16 protein-coding genes are annotated in these 15,633 nt (G+C 62.3%); 8 read left to right on the forward strand and 8 right to left on the reverse strand.

The annotated features are described in order from the left end of the window. Window positions 1-43 precede the first annotated feature (43 nt). The 3 genes from cobT to GR212_RS12945 form a co-directional block, all read right to left on the reverse strand. Window positions 44-1,945 carry a cobaltochelatase subunit CobT gene (gene cobT, locus GR212_RS12935; protein WP_163986979.1) on the reverse strand — a complete coding sequence of 634 codons (1,902 nt, stop codon included), beginning with the start codon at window positions 1,943-1,945 and terminating at the stop codon, window positions 44-46. Between the two features lie 17 nt (window positions 1,946-1,962). Further along, a complete protein-coding gene (gene cobS, locus GR212_RS12940; protein ID WP_163987355.1) occupies window positions 1,963-2,952 on the reverse strand; it encodes a cobaltochelatase subunit CobS in 990 nt (329 codons plus the stop codon). Window positions 2,953-3,260: 308 nt separating this feature from the next. Next, window positions 3,261-3,881: a J domain-containing protein gene (locus GR212_RS12945; protein ID WP_163986980.1), complete on the reverse strand. Its 621-nt coding sequence runs from the start codon at window positions 3,879-3,881 to the stop codon at window positions 3,261-3,263. 108 nt (window positions 3,882-3,989) lie between these two features. On the opposite strand from GR212_RS12945, the gene GR212_RS12950 reads away from it, so the two are divergent. Beyond that, window positions 3,990-4,277 carry a BolA family protein gene (locus tag GR212_RS12950; RefSeq protein WP_163986981.1) on the forward strand — a complete coding sequence of 96 codons (288 nt, stop codon included), beginning with the start codon at window positions 3,990-3,992 and terminating at the stop codon, window positions 4,275-4,277. Between the two features lie 18 nt (window positions 4,278-4,295). Here GR212_RS12950 and GR212_RS12955 read toward each other — a convergent pair whose 3' ends face one another. From GR212_RS12955 to GR212_RS12965, 3 genes are read right to left on the reverse strand one after another with little or no spacing between them, the layout of a single operon-like run. Then, a complete protein-coding gene (locus tag GR212_RS12955) occupies window positions 4,296-5,606 on the reverse strand; it encodes an HlyC/CorC family transporter (protein ID WP_163986982.1) in 1,311 nt (436 codons plus the stop codon). Further along, window positions 5,606-6,736 (reverse strand): 3-dehydroquinate synthase, encoded by a 1,131-nt coding sequence (gene aroB / locus GR212_RS12960; protein WP_163986983.1) that lies wholly within the window; start codon window positions 6,734-6,736, stop codon window positions 5,606-5,608. The genes GR212_RS12955 and aroB overlap by 1 nt, the downstream gene beginning before the upstream one ends. Then, window positions 6,733-7,326 (reverse strand): shikimate kinase, encoded by a 594-nt coding sequence (locus tag GR212_RS12965; protein WP_163986984.1) that lies wholly within the window; start codon window positions 7,324-7,326, stop codon window positions 6,733-6,735. Before GR212_RS12965 ends, aroB begins: the two co-directional genes overlap by 4 nt. Before the next feature lie 160 nt (window positions 7,327-7,486). Here GR212_RS12965 and GR212_RS36815 point away from each other — a divergent pair, with 160 nt between their 5' ends. The 6 genes from GR212_RS36815 to GR212_RS12990 all read left to right on the forward strand — a co-directional run bounded on the left by GR212_RS36815 (window position 7,487) and on the right by GR212_RS12990 (window position 11,851). Further along, the gene (locus GR212_RS36815) at window positions 7,487-7,654 is read left to right on the forward strand and encodes a hypothetical protein (protein ID WP_204326564.1); all 168 of its coding nucleotides are present in this window, start codon (window positions 7,487-7,489) and stop codon (window positions 7,652-7,654) included. Then, the gene (gene xerD, locus GR212_RS12970; RefSeq protein ID WP_163986985.1) at window positions 7,651-8,640 is read left to right on the forward strand and encodes a site-specific tyrosine recombinase XerD; all 990 of its coding nucleotides are present in this window, start codon (window positions 7,651-7,653) and stop codon (window positions 8,638-8,640) included. The genes GR212_RS36815 and xerD overlap by 4 nt, the downstream gene beginning before the upstream one ends. 63 nt (window positions 8,641-8,703) lie before the next feature. Continuing rightward, window positions 8,704-9,657, forward strand: coding sequence for an acetyl-CoA carboxylase carboxyltransferase subunit alpha (locus GR212_RS12975; protein WP_163986986.1), 954 nt, complete (start codon window positions 8,704-8,706; stop codon window positions 9,655-9,657). Between the two features lie 332 nt (window positions 9,658-9,989). After that, on the forward strand, window positions 9,990-11,315 hold the full coding sequence (locus GR212_RS12980) for a L,D-transpeptidase family protein (RefSeq protein WP_163986987.1): 1,326 nt from the start codon (window positions 9,990-9,992) through the stop codon (window positions 11,313-11,315). After that, window positions 11,308-11,541 carry a sulfurtransferase TusA family protein gene (locus GR212_RS12985; RefSeq protein ID WP_163986988.1) on the forward strand — a complete coding sequence of 78 codons (234 nt, stop codon included), beginning with the start codon at window positions 11,308-11,310 and terminating at the stop codon, window positions 11,539-11,541. The genes GR212_RS12980 and GR212_RS12985 overlap by 8 nt, the downstream gene beginning before the upstream one ends. Before the next feature lie 157 nt (window positions 11,542-11,698). Next, the gene (locus GR212_RS12990) at window positions 11,699-11,851 is read left to right on the forward strand and encodes a hypothetical protein (RefSeq protein ID WP_163986989.1); all 153 of its coding nucleotides are present in this window, start codon (window positions 11,699-11,701) and stop codon (window positions 11,849-11,851) included. On the opposite strand, the gene GR212_RS12995 is transcribed toward GR212_RS12990, so the two are convergent. Next, window positions 11,848-13,029 carry a CobW family GTP-binding protein gene (locus tag GR212_RS12995; RefSeq protein WP_163986990.1) on the reverse strand — a complete coding sequence of 394 codons (1,182 nt, stop codon included), beginning with the start codon at window positions 13,027-13,029 and terminating at the stop codon, window positions 11,848-11,850. The genes GR212_RS12990 and GR212_RS12995 overlap by 4 nt on opposite strands. A 15-nt stretch (window positions 13,030-13,044) precedes the next feature. Further along, on the reverse strand, window positions 13,045-14,211 hold the full coding sequence (locus tag GR212_RS13000) for a D-alanyl-D-alanine carboxypeptidase family protein (RefSeq protein WP_163986991.1): 1,167 nt from the start codon (window positions 14,209-14,211) through the stop codon (window positions 13,045-13,047). Between the two features lie 193 nt (window positions 14,212-14,404). Here GR212_RS13000 and GR212_RS13005 point away from each other — a divergent pair, with 193 nt between their 5' ends. Next, a complete protein-coding gene (locus GR212_RS13005) occupies window positions 14,405-15,565 on the forward strand; it encodes a M20 aminoacylase family protein (RefSeq protein ID WP_163986992.1) in 1,161 nt (386 codons plus the stop codon). The last annotated feature ends 68 nt before the right edge of the window (window positions 15,566-15,633 follow it).

Genomic DNA, 15,633 nt, shown 5'->3' on the forward strand with positions numbered 1-15,633 from the left:
GGCACCGGCCGCGGGACCGATGCCGAAAAGAGCCGCGGCGGGCTCAGCTCGCGCGGCGCATGCGCGAGCGCGGCATGCTCGTCTGATCCTCGAAAAGCGAGGCGAGCTGCTCCGTCATCGCTCCGGCCAATTCGTCGGCATCGACGATGGTGACGGCGCGGCGATAGTAGCGCGTCACGTCATGGCCGATACCGATGGCCAGCAGTTCGACGGGCGAGCGGGTCTCGATCTGATCGATCACGGCGCGCAGGTGCCGCTCCAGATAGTTGCCCGGATTGACCGACAGCGTGGAGTCATCGACCGGAGCACCGTCCGAGATCATCATCAGGATACGGCGTTGCTCGCGGCGTCCAAGGAGACGGTTGTGCGCCCAGATGAGCGCCTCGCCGTCGATATTCTCCTTGAGCAGGCCTTCGCGCATCATCAGTCCGAGGTTGCTGCGAGACCGTCTGTAGGGCTCGTCTGCGGACTTGTAGATGATGTGACGCAGGTCGTTCAGCCGGCCCGGCGTTTGCGGCTTGCCGCTGGCAAGCCACTTCTCGCGCGCCTGCCCGCCCTTCCAGGCCTTGGTGGTGAAGCCGAGGATTTCGACTTTCACGCCACAACGCTCCAGCGTACGCGCCAGGATATCGGCGCAGGAAGCGGCAACCGTAATCGGCCGTCCGCGCATCGAGCCGGAATTGTCGATCAGCAGCGTCACGACCGTATCGCGGAACTGCGTGTCGCGCTCCATCTTGAAGGACAACGCCTGCGTCGGGTCGATGATCAGGCGCGGCAGGCGTGCCGGATCGAGATAGCCCTCTTCCAGGTCGAAGTCCCAGGAGCGGTTCTGCTGCGCCATCAGGCGGCGTTGCAAACGGTTGGCAAGTCGTCCCACCGCCCCCTGCAGATGCGCGAGCTGCTTGTCGAGGAAGGCGCGCAGGCGTTCGAGCTCGGCCACGTCGCACAGTTCCTGCGCCGTCGTGGTCTCGTCGAACTCCTCCGTATAGACGTGATAATCGACCTTCTCGTTGAAATCGGCGAAAGGCGTATTCGGACGGCGGGTCTCGCCCGGCGTTTCCGAGTCCTCCTCGCCTTCCTCGCTCATATCCTCGTCGGAGATCTCGCCGCCGTCTTCGGTCGCGCCATCCTCCATCTGCTCGTCGGAGGCTTCGCTGTCTTCGGCAGGAGCGGCATCGGAGCCTTCGTCCTGGTTGGCCTCGTCGTTATCCTGATCTTCGCCGTTCGGCTTGTCCTCTTCGCTCGGCTGTTCCTCGCTATCGGGCTCGGATTGCTCGTCGCCATATTCCTCGGCCATTTCCATGGCCGTCAGCATATTGCGCACGACGCGGGCAAAGCTCTGCTGGTCGTTGATGGTCGAAAGCAGGTTGTCGAGGTCGCCGCCAGCCTTTTCCTCGATGAAGGGACGCCACAGGTCCAGCACCTTGCCGGCGCTTTCCGGCGGCTTCTGGCCGGTCAGCTTCTCGCGCACGATCATGGCCATGGCTTCACCGATCGGCGCGTCTTCACGCCGTTCGATGCCGGAGAAATTTGCCTTGGCATATTTTTCCGTATTCATCGAGCTGATGTTGGCGGCAACGCCGCTCATGCGCAGCGAACCGATCGATTCGACGCGCGCCTGCTCGACGGCATCGAAGATGCTGCGGGCATCGGCGCCCTGAGGCGCCATGACGGCATGGACACGGGCGTCGTGACAGGCCAGCCGCAGCGCCATCGAATCGCCGAGGCCGCGCGTCACCGCCAGCTCATGCATCGTCGGCCGCTTCGAAAGCTCCGGCAAGCGGATGCGCTCGCCGGTCATTCCCGGGCGTTCGTTGGCGAAGGCCACCTCGACCTCGGCATCGCCGGCGATCGAGCGGACACAGCCGGTGATCGCCCGGCGCAACGGCTCCATGTCCACCGGGGCACCCGGCTTCGCTCTGGAATTATCTCCGCGACCTGACATGATGTGTCGGCTCTTCCTTAGGCTTCGAGCACGATGTTGGCGGCACTTTCCTTCAGCTCGACACCGAAGGCGCGCTGATAGTGCTCGGCGACCAGCGGCCGCTCCAGCTCGTCACACTTGTTGAGGAAGGTGACGCGGAAAGCAAAGGCGACATCGCCGAAGATCTCCGCATTCTCGGCCCAGGTGATGACGGTACGCGGGCTCATGACGGTCGACAGATCGCCGTTCATGAAGGCCGCGCGCGTCAGGTCGGCAACGCGCACCATCTTCGAGACCGTGTCGCGGCCCTTGTCGGTGCGGAAGGACTTCACCTTCGCCAGAACGATATCGACTTCGTTGTTGTGCGGCAGGTAGTTCAGCGTCGTCACGATCGACCAGCGGTCCATCTGGGCCTGGTTGATCTGCTGCGTGCCGTGGTAGAGGCCCGTGGTATCGCCGAGACCGATGGTGTTGGCGGTCGCGAACAGGCGGAAAGCCGGGTGAGGACGGATGACGCGGCTCTGGTCGAGCAGGGTCAGGCGGCCCGAGGATTCCAGCACGCGCTGGATGACGAACATCACGTCCGGGCGGCCGGCGTCGTATTCGTCGAAGACGAGCGCGACATTGTGCTGGTAGGCCCAGGGCAGGATGCCGTCCTTGAACTCGGTGACCTGCAGGCCGTCCTTGACGACGATCGCGTCCTTGCCGACGAGATCGATACGGCTGACATGGCTGTCGAGGTTGATACGAACGCAGGGCCAGTTGAGGCGTGCGGCCACCTGCTCGATGTGAGAGGATTTGCCGGTGCCGTGATAGCCCGAGATCATCACGCGGCGGTTATGCGCAAAGCCGGCGAGGATGGCGAGCGTGGTCTCGCGGTCGAAGAGATAGTCCGTATCCAGGTCTGGTACGTAAGCGCCGCCCTGGCTGTAGGCGGGAACGCGAATGTCGGAATCAATGCCGAAAACGTCACGGACCGAAACGGTGGTGTCGGGAACTTCGGAAATATCAAGGTCAATCTTGCTCATCATGTCTCCAGGGCGGGTGCTCTCACCCAGCCATATCAATCTCAGCCGTGTTATCCGAAACGCCGCAGCTTTGTTGCCCGCATCCGTTCGGTCGGAACAGCGGCGATACTTCTCCGGGACTAAAGCAAAATCTCGGCGCGATGAAATGATCGCTTGCGAGCATCCTTGAACAGAGTCCCGGACAAGAAACGCCGCGTCCGGAAAGTTGGCCGAGGTGCAGCCAGCCAAATGCGCACCCTGCCGCGGTTGCCCGCGGCTTCAGCCGATTTGGACCATACCTGATTGAAGGCGGAGAGCAAGGACAGGAATTAACAAAAACCGTTCTGTTTCAATAATTGATAGGCCTGGATGACCGCGCGGAAGCGCTCCTCGGAGCCGCGATCGCCGCCATTGGCGTCAGGATGGTGCATTTTGACCAATTCCTTGTACCGCCGCTTGATTTCGGGCGCCGTGGCGGCAGCGCCAAGCCCCATGGTGTCGAACGCCTTCGCTTCGAGCGTTTTCAGCTTGCGCTGCTGCGGGAAACGCGGTCCCCGACCCTGTCCCTCCCCTTCCTTGACGAAGCCGAAGGGATCGCGGACGCGGGAATAGGCGCCGGAGCGGACATCGGAATGGAGCGGGCTGTTCTTGGCGGCCTTGTTGACACCGACAGTCCAGGTCGGACGATGGCCGGTGATGGCTTCCTTCTGGTAGCGCGCAATCTCTCCGTCCGAGAGGCCGGAGAAATAATTGTAGCCCTTGTTGTATTCCTTGACGTGCTCGAAGCAGAACAAAAAGAACTGCCCTTCCGCATTGCGCCCGACAGGAGCGCGATGCGTACCGTGCTTGTCGCAGCCGTCCCATTGGCACGTCGGCGGCCCCTGCTCGGGCTCCTGCGGGCGTTTGCGGCGGGTACGGATGCGATCGAAATATTTTGAATCAAGTCCCATGATGGCCTAATTATGGGGCCTCGATTGGCCCACAACAAGAATTGACAAATGGGAATGTTGCAGGCTTTGTGAGAACCTTTTTTTCGCAACGGAGATCGACGCGGGAACATGGAAACGACACTTAAATCCCGCATCGAGACGAAGCTCAACCAGGCTTTCGCGCCCGAGCGCCTCGCCGTCATCAATGAAAGCCACCTGCATGCCGGCCATCAGCCCGACATGACCGGAACCGGCGAGACCCATATAAGAATTCGCATCGTCTCCGCCAAATTTACTGGCATGCCGCGCCTTGCGCGCCATCGGGCAATCAACGAGTTGCTGAAGCCGGAGCTGGATGCCGGCCTGCATGCGCTTGCCGTGGAGCCTGCGGCGCCGGGCGAAGCGGTGCGCTGGTGACCCTGCAGAAGACGGAGCTTATTCGGGCTTGATCTCTTCCGCCTCGGCGGGGCGAATGCGCAGCTTGGTGATGCGGTTCTTTTCCCGCTTCATGACGATGAAGCGTTTCCCATAGAAGGTGAATGCCTGACGCTCTTCCGGGATGGTCATCGATTCGTGGATGACGAGACCGGCAATCGTCGTCGCCTCCTCGTCGGGCAGATCCCAGTCGAGCGCGCGGTTGAGGTCGCGAATCGGTACGACGCCGTCGACGACGATCGAACCATCGGCCTCCTGCCGAACGCCCTGGATATCGAGGTCGTGTTCGTCGGCGATGTCTCCGACGATCTCCTCCAGAATGTCTTCCAGCGTGACGATACCCTGCACTTCGCCATATTCGTCGACGACGACGGCAAAATGCTGCTTGCGGCGCAGGAAGGCATTGAGTTGGTCTTCCAGATTGGTGCTGTCGGGCACGAACCATGGTTTCTGCGCGATCTTGACGATATCGAGATTTTCCGGCTCGACATCGGGCTCCGCCAGCGCTCTCAGCAGATCCTTGGCATGGACGACGCCGATGATGTTGTCGATCGAGCCGCGCCAGAGCGGCATGCGCGTATAGGGGCTGTCGAGGATGGCGCGCACCACCACTTCGGGCGGATCGTCGGCATTGATGGCGCGCATCGCCGTGCGATGAACCATGATGTCGGACAGCTCCAGCTCGCCGAGGTCGAGCACGCCGCCCAGACGGTCGCGGTCGGCCTTGACCACCGATCCCTCGCGGTGAAGCAGGTCCACGGCGCCGCGAAGCTCCTCGTGCGCCGACAGCATCGACACCTCCTTGGAGAGGTTGATGCCGAACAGGCCGAGGATCCAGCGGACGATGGCGTTGACGAAGCTCGATACCGGCCCGACGATGGCGACAAACAGCCGCACCGGCGCAGCCACGTTGAGCGCAAAGCGATCCGGCGTCGAAATCGCCCAGCTTTTCGGCAGCACTTCGGCGAAGATGACGAGGATGACCGTCATCGCAGCCGTCGCCACCACCACGCCGGAATTGCCGAACAGGCCGAGGAACACGCTGGTCGCAAGCGAAGAGGCAAGGATGTTCGCGAGGTTGTTGCCGATGAGCAAGGTGCCGATCAGCCTGTCCCGGCGCTCGATCAGCCGGCGCACGACCCCGGCATTTTCGTCGCCATTGGCCTCAAGCGTGTGAATTCGGGTTCGGGAAACCGCGGTCAGCGCCGTTTCCGAACCGGAGAAGAATGCCGACAGCAGCACGAGCACGACGATCGAGGCGATCTCGGGCCAATATTCGAACAATACAGCCAGCGTGCCCTCGACCGTCATCAGGGATGCTTTTCCTTCAGGAAGCTCAAGACTTCGGAAGACGGCACATCGTCCGCGACGAAGGACTGGCCGATACCGTGCGTGAGGATGAAGGTGAGCTTGCCGCTCTTGACCTTCTTGTCCTGGGCAATGGCGTCCATCAGCGTCTCGGCCGGCGGCAGATCGCCGGGGATGTCGCCCATTCGCGTCGGCAGGCCCACGGCTTTCAGATGCGCCTCGACGCGCTTCGCATCATCCGGGCTTGCGAGATTGAGGCGCGCCGAGAATTCATGCGCCAGCACCATGCCGATAGCCACGCCTTCGCCATGCACCAGCCTGCGGCTGTCGTAAGCGGTGGCCGCTTCCAGCGCGTGGCCGAAGGTGTGGCCGAGATTGAGGAGCGCCCGCGGCCCGTTTTCACGCTCATCGGCAACGACCACATCGGATTTTGCCTGGCAGCTTGCCGCGATCGCCTCGATGCGCGCCGCGCCGCCGGCAAAGACTTGCCTCCAGTTGGCCTCGAGCCAGGCGAAAAAATCCGGCTTGTCGATCAGGCCGTATTTGGCGACTTCGGCGTAACCGGCGCGGAACTCCCGCTCGCTGAGCGTATTCAGCACATCGATATCGGCGAGCACGAGATCCGGCTGATGGAAGACGCCGACCAGGTTCTTGCCGTGATGGGTGTTGATGCCGGTCTTGCCGCCGACCGACGAATCCACCTGCGCCAGCAGCGATGTCGGAACCTGGACGAAACGAACGCCGCGGCGCACGATCCCGGCGGCAAAGCCGGCGAGATCGCCGATGACGCCGCCGCCGAGCGCGATCACCGCGTCGTTGCGCTCCACGCGCGCGGTCAGCACCGCATCGCAGACGGTCATGAGATGCTCGAAGCTCTTGGTCTTCTCGCCGGCCGGCAGCACGAGGCTGGATGCCTGGATACCCTCGGCTTCAAGGCTCGCGACCAGGGCGCCGAGATAAAGCGGGCCGACGTTTTCATCCGTGATGACGGCAGCCCTTCGCCCCTTCAGCCGCGCGGCGATCTCGCGCCCTGCGCGGGCGATCAGGCCGGGGCCGATCAGGATGTCGTAGGCGCGCTCGCCGAGAGGCACGCGCACGAGACGTTCCGCGGTGGCCGGTGTGATCGCATTCATGGTGCTTTGCTTTCTGCTGTATTTCCCTCGGCGATGGCGGCAAGGACTTCCTTGACCATGACCTCCTTGCCCACATCGCGGGAGAGGACCGTGAGATCGGCTTCCGCATAGATCGGATAGCGCGCATTCATCAGGTTCTCGAGGGTCTGCTTCGGATTCTCGGTCTTGAGCAGCGGACGCGTGTCGCGCTTGTTGACCCGGTCCCAGAGCACGTCGAGATCGGCCTTGAGCCAGACGGAAAGGCTGCCGCGCTTGACATGCATGCGCGTGCTGTCGTTGATGAAGGCGCCGCCGCCCGTCGAGACCACGCGCGGGCCGCCGCGCAGCAGCCGCTTGATAACGCGCGTTTCCAGCGCCCGGAACTCCTGCTCGCCATAGGCGGCGAACAATTCGGTGATCGTCATGCGCGAGACGCGCTCGATCTCGACATCCGTATCGACGAAGGGAATGCCGAGCTGCTGAGCGAGAAGCCGGCCGATCGAAGATTTTCCCGCACCCATCAGCCCGACCAGAACGAGATTGCGCTGACCCAGCGCGTCACGCGCCCGGTCTTTCAGGCTTTCGGCAAGAGTCAGAACGTGTTCACTCATCGGCCCATTCACAATTTCTTTGGAAACGGTATCGTCAAATGCGCCGGTAGCGTCAAGACGCCGCGGCGTAAACATGTCTGCAATATCCTTCAGCTAACCCTTGAAGAACATAATTGTAGCGCATCGCCGGGCCAACGGACGAGAGAAGGAGAGTTTTCGAATGCCGACACTGTTTCGCTTCCTTGTCATCTGCGCGGTCATCGCCGGATCGATATATGGAGCGATGTGGGCGCTCGTCCTCTTCGTCGATCCGCAGCCGCGCGACGTGACGATCCGCATTCCGCCCGAACGCATCAATCCGCCAACAACCGGCTCGCTGAAACCATGAGCGCACAAGCCACGACCGTAAAAGCCGCCGCGAGGGATCTGAGCCGAGCGCATCTGGAAGCCTTTCTGGAGATGATGAGCGCCGAGCGCGGCGCGGCGGTCAACACGCTGCAATCCTACGAGCGCGATCTCGACGATCTCCATTCCTTTCTGTCCGGGCGCGGCGTCCGCCTGACCGAAGCGGGACCGAACGATCTTGGCGCCTATCTTTCCAGCCTGTCGAGCCAGGGCTTTAAGCCATCGTCCCAGGCGCGGCGGCTTTCCGCCATGCGGCAGTTCTACAAGTTCCTCTATGCCGAAGGCCTGCGCACGGACGATCCCACCGGAATCCTCGACGCGCCCAAGAAAGGCCGTGCCCTTCCAAAGACCATGGGCGTCGAGGAAGTGACGAGGCTCCTGACCCAGGCCGAGCAGGAGGCCACGCCCGAAGGGCCGGATCGATTGCAGCGCCAGCGCATGCTGGTGCTTCTGGAAATGCTCTACGCCACGGGCATGCGTGTCAGCGAGCTCGTTTCGTTGCCGGCAAAGGTGCTGGATCAGGAAGGGCGTTTCCTGATTATCCGCGGCAAGGGAAACAAGGAACGGCTGGTGCCGCTATCGCAATCGGCCATTTCAGCCCTGAAAGCCTACGGACGGCTGCAGGCCGAGGCTGCTGCAAGTGCCAGGCATCCCGCCCCCGAAAGCCCATGGCTTTTCCCCGCCGCGTCCAAACAGGGCTACCTGCCGCGCCAGGTCTTCGCGCGCGACCTCAAGGATCTTGCGATCCGGGCCGGCCTGACGCCTTCGATGATCTCGCCGCATGTGATGCGCCATGCCTTCGCCAGCCATCTTCTCGCCAACGGGGCGGACTTGCGCGTGGTGCAGGAACTTCTCGGCCATTCGGACATTTCGACCACGCAAATCTACACACATGTACTGGAAGAACGCCTTCATCAGCTGGTCCAGACGCATCACCCCCTTGCCAAACAGGCAAAAAAACAGGATTAGGACCGGCATACAGGCTAAAGCCGCCGTCTCTCGTCACGGGCAAAAGGATCGGAAACGCACCTCATGCACAATTATCTGGACTTCGAAAAACCCATCTCGGATCTCGAAGGCAAGATTCACGAGCTCAAGAAACTGGCGAGCGAAGACGAAAGCATCGACACATCGGACGAAGTCAGCCGGCTTGAAGTCCGCGTGCGCGAGGCGACCGTCGATATCTATTCCAAGCTCAATGCCTGGCAGAAGACGCAGGTCGCGCGCCATCCGCAGCGCCCGCATTTCGTCGACTATGCCAGTACGCTGTTCACCGAATTCACGCCGCTCGCCGGCGACCGCACATTTTCCGAGGATGCCGCCATCCAGGCCGGCTTTGCCCGCTTCCGCGGCCAGCCCGTCGCCCTCATCGGCCAGGAAAAGGGCAACGACACCAAGAGCCGCCTGAAGCACAATTTCGGCAGCGCCCGGCCGGAAGGATATCGCAAGGCGATCCGCATCCTCGAAATGGCCGATCGCTTCCAGCTGCCGGTCATCACGCTGGTCGACACGGCCGGCGCCTATCCGGGCGTGGGTGCGGAAGAACGCGGTCAGGCGGAGGCGATCGCTCGCTCCACCGAAATGTGTCTCGGCGTGAAAGTGCCGATCGTCTCCATCGTCATCGGTGAAGGCGGTTCCGGCGGCGCTATCGCGATTGCCGTCGGCAACCGCGTCTACATGCTCGAACATTCGATCTACAGCGTGATTTCGCCCGAAGGTGCGGCCTCGATCCTGTGGCGCGATTCCACTCGCGCCAAGGAAGCCGCGACCAACATGAAGATAACGGCCGAAGACCTGAAGGGCCTCGGCATCATCGACGGCATCATCCCCGAGCCCCTGGGCGGCGCGCATCGCGATCCCGCGACGGTCATCGCTTCGGCCGGCGACACGATTGCCAACGCGCTCGGCGAGCTTTCCAGCCGTTCGGGCGAACAGCTGCGCAACGACCGGCGCCAGAAATTCCTTTCCATGGGCCGCAATCTCTAGGGTATCCGTCGGCCGGGCAGGCCGCCTCGCACCTTGCGACTGCGGTGAAAACTGAGACGATACGGCCGCAGTCCGGCTTCGGCCGGATAGCTGCTCCTCAGAGGCGCATTCAAAAAATGTGATCGCGAAAAACGGGAATGAGGCCAAACCTTGGCCACATTTCCGTTATCGAAGCTTTTATGGGAAAGAAAAGCTTGCCGACGCGCCGCGGGCACGTCATAGGCTGGTAAGGAATTTTCAAGTATAAACCGTCTATGATTCCGTTTCATGCTTCGAGGGGAGTGGCGAAACAGATCGAGCTGCCACTCTTCGCATTTATGGGCCAAGTCAGAATGCGCATCCGTCACCTTGCCTACGTCTCTTTGATGGCGCTGACCCTCGCCGGCTGCAACGACGCGCTGGATACAGCGTCGGTCGACCTGTCGACGGTCAAGAACAAGGTCGAGCAGCCGCTTCCGAGCCATATCCTGGCGGACATGGCCCAGAAAGGCATGGACCGCAATTCGCCGATCATGATCCGCATCTTCAAGGAAGAAGGTGCGATGGAGATCCTGAAGGCGAACCAGAGCAACCGCTTCGAAGTCATCGCGGATTACAAGATCTGCGCCTGGTCCGGCCGTCTCGGCCCGAAGGTCAAGGAAGGCGACCGGCAGGCACCGGAAGGCTTCTACATGCTGACGCCGGCCAACCTGAACCCGAATTCGAAATATTATCTCGCCATCAACACCGGTTTCCCGAACCGCTACGACGCCGCCAACGGCCGCTCCGGCGCCAATCTGATGATCCATGGCGCCTGCTCCTCGTCCGGCTGCTATTCGATGACCGACCAGCAGGTGCTGGAAATCTACGCCTTCGCCCGCGACGCCTTCAAGGGCGGCCAGAAGGCCATCCAGCTCGAGGCTTTTCCCTTCCGCATGACTGCGGAAAACATGTGGAAGCACCGCCTCAGCCCCAACATCGACTTCTGGAAGATGCTGAAGGTCGGCTACGACAATTTCGAAGTCACCAAGCGACCGCCCGAGGTCGAGGTCTGCGAGAAGAAATACGTCTTCAACCAGCAGGCCAGCGGGCCGTTCAACGCCGGCGGCAAATGCCCGGTGATGACCACGCCGCCCGCCCTGCAGGTGGCGCTTTCGACCTATGACAAACAATACCAGGCCGATTATGCCGTCGCCATGAAGAAGTACGACGACATGGCGTGGTACGACCCGACCGAAGCCGAGCGCAAGGCGGTCGTCGCCAAGCAGCGCAAGGGCCACGATCTTGCCTATGCGCCGACCGGCACCGCTCTTGCCGCCGGCAAGATGATGAAGGTCGCCGATCTCGAGGCGATGATGTCCAACCAGTCGGCACAGCAGATCGCGCGCGGCGGTACGGTGCTCAGCCCGAGCACCAATCCGTCGACGGCAAGCATTCGCCTGGCAACGGCGACCCCTGCGGCTGCCAATCCGGCAGCGGAAACTCCGGCAATGGCTGGACAGCAGCCCGCCGGCCCTGTCGTCGCCGCCAACATTCCGGCAAATGTGCCGATCCCGATGGCAAATCCGATGAATCCGGGCCTCAATCCGCTCGCCTATGCGCCGAGCCCGGCTGTCGAGACAGCACAGACCGAAGCCAAGAAGCCGCCTTTCTGGAAGTTCTGGGCCAAGAGTGAATAACGCAGATACCGAGATCTACGATCTGCGCGGGCTGAAGTGCCCCTATCCGGCGATCAAGACCGAAAAGCGCCTGCGCGGCATGACGAGCGGCGCGACCTTGGCGGTCGAGACGACCGACCCGCTTGCCGTCATCGACATCCCGCATCTCTGCAATGAAAAAGGCCATACGCTTCTCGCCAGCGAGAAGACGGAAAACGGCCATCGCTTCGTGATCCGCAAGGGATAAGAAAGCCCGCATTCCGCCTTCTCCCCTCGGGGAGAAGGTGTCCGAAGGGCGGATGAGGGTGAGGCGCGGCAAATTGAAATTCTTTGAAGGGCAAAATAGTCCGCGCTCGGCGTGAGCCCCCTCACCATGCCCTCTCCCCAAGGAGAGAGGATAATCCATGCCCGCCGGCCAGCTTCACGAAAAGCCGCCGATCATTCGTTTCTTCAAAACGGACAAGGCGGCCTACGGCGAATTGAAAGACCACGAGAAAATGACAGCATTTCTCCGGCAACGCTCATCGCCCGATGGCCAGGCATCCCCAAGCCCCTAAAACCTCATTCCCGGCACGGCGAGCGGATTGTCCTGCAGCGCCGCACGATCCGGCGTATCGACGCGCGGCTTGCTGAGGAAGGCGTCGAACAGGCCCTTTACGAAATCCTCCGTCAGATCCTTGGTGATGATCACCATGCGCGTGCGCCGGTCCTCGGGATCGGGCCAGGCCGGCAGCCGCACCGGCGGATGGAAGATGTTCTGCACGCCATGCAGCACGACGGGGCGCTCGGGCCGGTCGGACACGGCAACGATCGCCTTCATGCGCAGCAGCTTTTCGCCATGGGCCGAACGCAGCAGATCGATGAACATTTCCAGCGCCATCGGATCGATCGGCTGGGTTTCCACGATCGAGAACGATCGGATCGATCCGTCATGACGGTTCACGTCATGGGCATGCTGGTGCCGGTGGCCGTGGTGGTGTCCGTGATGATGATGGTGCCCGTGATCGCCATGATGGTGATGATCGTGGTCGTCATGGTGATGGTGGTGATCGTCGGCCTCCAGCTCGTCCCGCAGCCAGCGGCCGACATCGGCGATCTTCGACGCCGGGTCATAGAGACCGTTGATGAGAATGGCGGCGTGTCCGGCCTCGTCGCTGTCGGCATTCAGGATCTGCGCACGCGGATTGAGCGCCCTCAGCCGGCTTTCGAGCAGGCCCTCGGGCGCGGCGCCGGCAATCCCGGTCTTGGACACGATCAGCCGGTCGGCAACCGCCACCTGCTTGCGCGCCTCTTCATGATTGTCGAGCGTCTGCAGGCCGTTGACCGCGTCGACCACCGTGACGACGCCATCCAGGTCGAAATTGCTGGCGATGATCGGATTGCCCATGATCGACTGCATGACGGGCGCGGGATCGGCAAGGCCGGTCGTTTCGATGACGACGCGCTTCAGCGGCCGGATACGGCCGGTCTGCATGGCGTCCATCAGGTTCGCCAGCGTATCCACCAGTTCGCCGCGCACCGTGCAGCACAGGCAGCCATCGGAAAGCTCGATGATGGAATCGCCGGAGCTTTCCACCAGCAGATGGTCTATGCCGACATCGCCGAACTCGTTGATGATGACGGCCGCCTCGCGCATGGCCTCGTCCTTGAGGATGCGGTTGAGCAGGGTCGATTTTCCCGCCCCGAGAAAGCCGGTCAGGATGGCAACCGGAACTCTTTGCTGCGAAACGCTCATGGGTAAGATCCGATATCAGAAAGTGGGACGCGGCATCGGGATCGGCACATTGGAGGCGCCGCCGGACACGGCGATCTTGTCGCCCTTGATCGCCTTGTCGCCCTTGGCCGCGGCATCGTCCTTGTCGCCCTTGGCGGCAGTCGCGATATCCTGGCCGCCGATCAGGCCGGCATAGACGAAATTCGGTTCGTGATCCATTTCATGAATATAGGGCGACTGCACCTTGGTGCGGCCGAAGGGATCGCGGGTCTCGCTGCGCGCCTGCGCGCCCTTGGCGCTGCAGATGTCGGCGGTCACATCGGCGACATCGCTCGTGATCGGCGCATCGGGGCGAAGGGTCGCCAGCGTGTCGCGGCCGGAAAGCTGGTTCTGGAAGCCCTTTTCCAGGAAATTGGCGGAATCGTCGGCGCGCGCCGCGAGGCTGTCGGTCCCGAGGACGACCGAGATCAGCGTGCGGCCGTTACGGGTTGCCGAGGCGATCTGATTGAAGCCGGCCGCGCAGATGAAGCCGGTCTTCATGCCGTCGGCGCCGTCGAAGCGGCCGATGAGCATGTTGATGTTCGGCACCTGCTTCACGCCGTTGGTGAAGCCTTCCAGCGAGAAGTAGCCGGCATATTGCGGAAATTCGCGGCGGAGTGCCACGCTCAGAATGGCGAGATCGCGCGCGGTCGTATACTGCCCCTTGCCGGGCAAGCCGTTCGGATTGATGAAATGCGAATCGCGCATGCCGAGACGGGCGGCTTCCGCATTCATCCGCGCCACGAAGCTCTGTTGCGAACCGCCGACGGTTTCGCCGACGGCCATGGCGAGATCGTTTGCCGATTTGACCAGCATCATCTTGAGCGCGTTGTCGAGCGTCATCTTCTGGCCCGGCTTGAAGTACATCTTCGCCGGCGGCTGGGCCGATGCAAGCTTCGACATCACGACGGGCGTGTCGAGCGTGATCTGGCCGGACTGGATGGCCCGGAACGTCACATAGGTCGTCATCAGCTTGGTCAGCGAGGCGGGATACCAGCGGCGAAACGCCTCCTGCTGGTCGAGCACGCGCCCGGTGCTGACATCGACGAGAATATGCGGATTGGCTCCGGCCGTCTGCGCGGTCGACAGGAAAAGCATGGATGCTGCTGCGGCCATAGGAACGAGCCGCAGGGCGGCATACAAACGATTCTGCTTCGTCGGCACGATCTATCCTTCAGAAGTCCGGAATTTTCTCGAAAGCTTCGTCTATTTAACCTATATGGCTAGGAGAAGGCAAAGGCGATTGACGACTTTATTTCCCGACGGCACGCCGCAAAGGCCGCATTGAGCTGGCCGAAGCCGTGCGACGGATCCGTGAGTTGAACCAGAACCGATATTGAGCAGCAGGAACATCAGCATGCCGATCTTGAACAGAGCCGCAGAACTCCAGGGCGAAGTGACCGAGTGGCGCCGCCATATCCATGCGCATCCCGAACTTCTCTATGCGGTTGAGAATACCGCCGCCTTCGTGGCCGAGAAATTGCGCTCCTTCGGCGTCGACGAGGTGGTGACCGGCATCGGCCGCACCGGCGTCGTCGGCCTGATCCGCGGCAAGGGCGAAGGTCGCACGGTCGGCCTGCGCGCCGACATGGACGCCCTGCCGCTGACCGAGATCACCGGCAAGCCCTATGCTTCCGAAACGCCCGGCAAGATGCATGCCTGCGGCCATGACGGCCACACGGCCATGCTTTTGGGCGCCGCGAAATATCTCGCCGAGAACCGTAACTTCAACGGCAACATCGCCGTCATCTTCCAGCCGGCCGAAGAGGGCGGCGCCGGCGGCGACGCCATGGTCAAGGACGGCATGATGGAGCGCTTCCAGATCGCCGAGGTCTATGGCATGCACAATATGCCCGGCCTGCCCGTCGGCCATTTCGCCATCCGCAAGGGCCCGATCATGGCGGCGACGGACGAATTCACCGTCTCCATCAAGGGGCTCGGCGGCCATGCCGCCATGCCGCACAAGACGATCGACCCGATCGCCATCGGCGCGCAGATCATCTCCAACCTGCAGCTCGTCGCCTCGCGCAGCGCCAATCCGCTGAAATCGGTCGTCGTCTCCGTCACCAAGTTCAATGCCGGCAACGCGCACAACGTCATCCCCAACGATGCGAGCTTCGCCGGTACGGTGCGCACGCTCGATCCCGAAATGCGCGATCTGGCGGAACAGCGCTTCAAGCAGATCGTCTCCGGCATCGCCGCCAGCCACGGCGCGGAAGCCGAGATCGAATTCCAGCGGAACTACCCGGTCACCTTCAACCATGCCGACGAGACCGATCACGCGATCGCCGTCGCCGAGGAAATCGCCGGCGCTGGCAACGTCATTCCGGATATCGACCCGATGATGGGCGGCGAGGACTTCTCCTACATGCTGCTCGCCCGCCCCGGCGCCTTCATCTTCGTCGGCAACGGCGACACGGCCGGCCTGCACAACCCGGCCTACGACTTCAACGACGAAGCCATCGCCCACGGCATTTCCTACTGGGTGCGGCTCGCCGAACAGCGCCTCAACGCCTGAGGCCTCCGTACCCCATTTCCCGCGCACCTTGCCGGAGCGCGGGAAACGATGAAACCAGATTGTCACTG

Source organism: Martinezella lusitana, assembly GCF_010668395.1.
GTDB lineage: Bacteria > Pseudomonadota > Alphaproteobacteria > Rhizobiales > Rhizobiaceae > Rhizobium > Rhizobium lusitanum_A.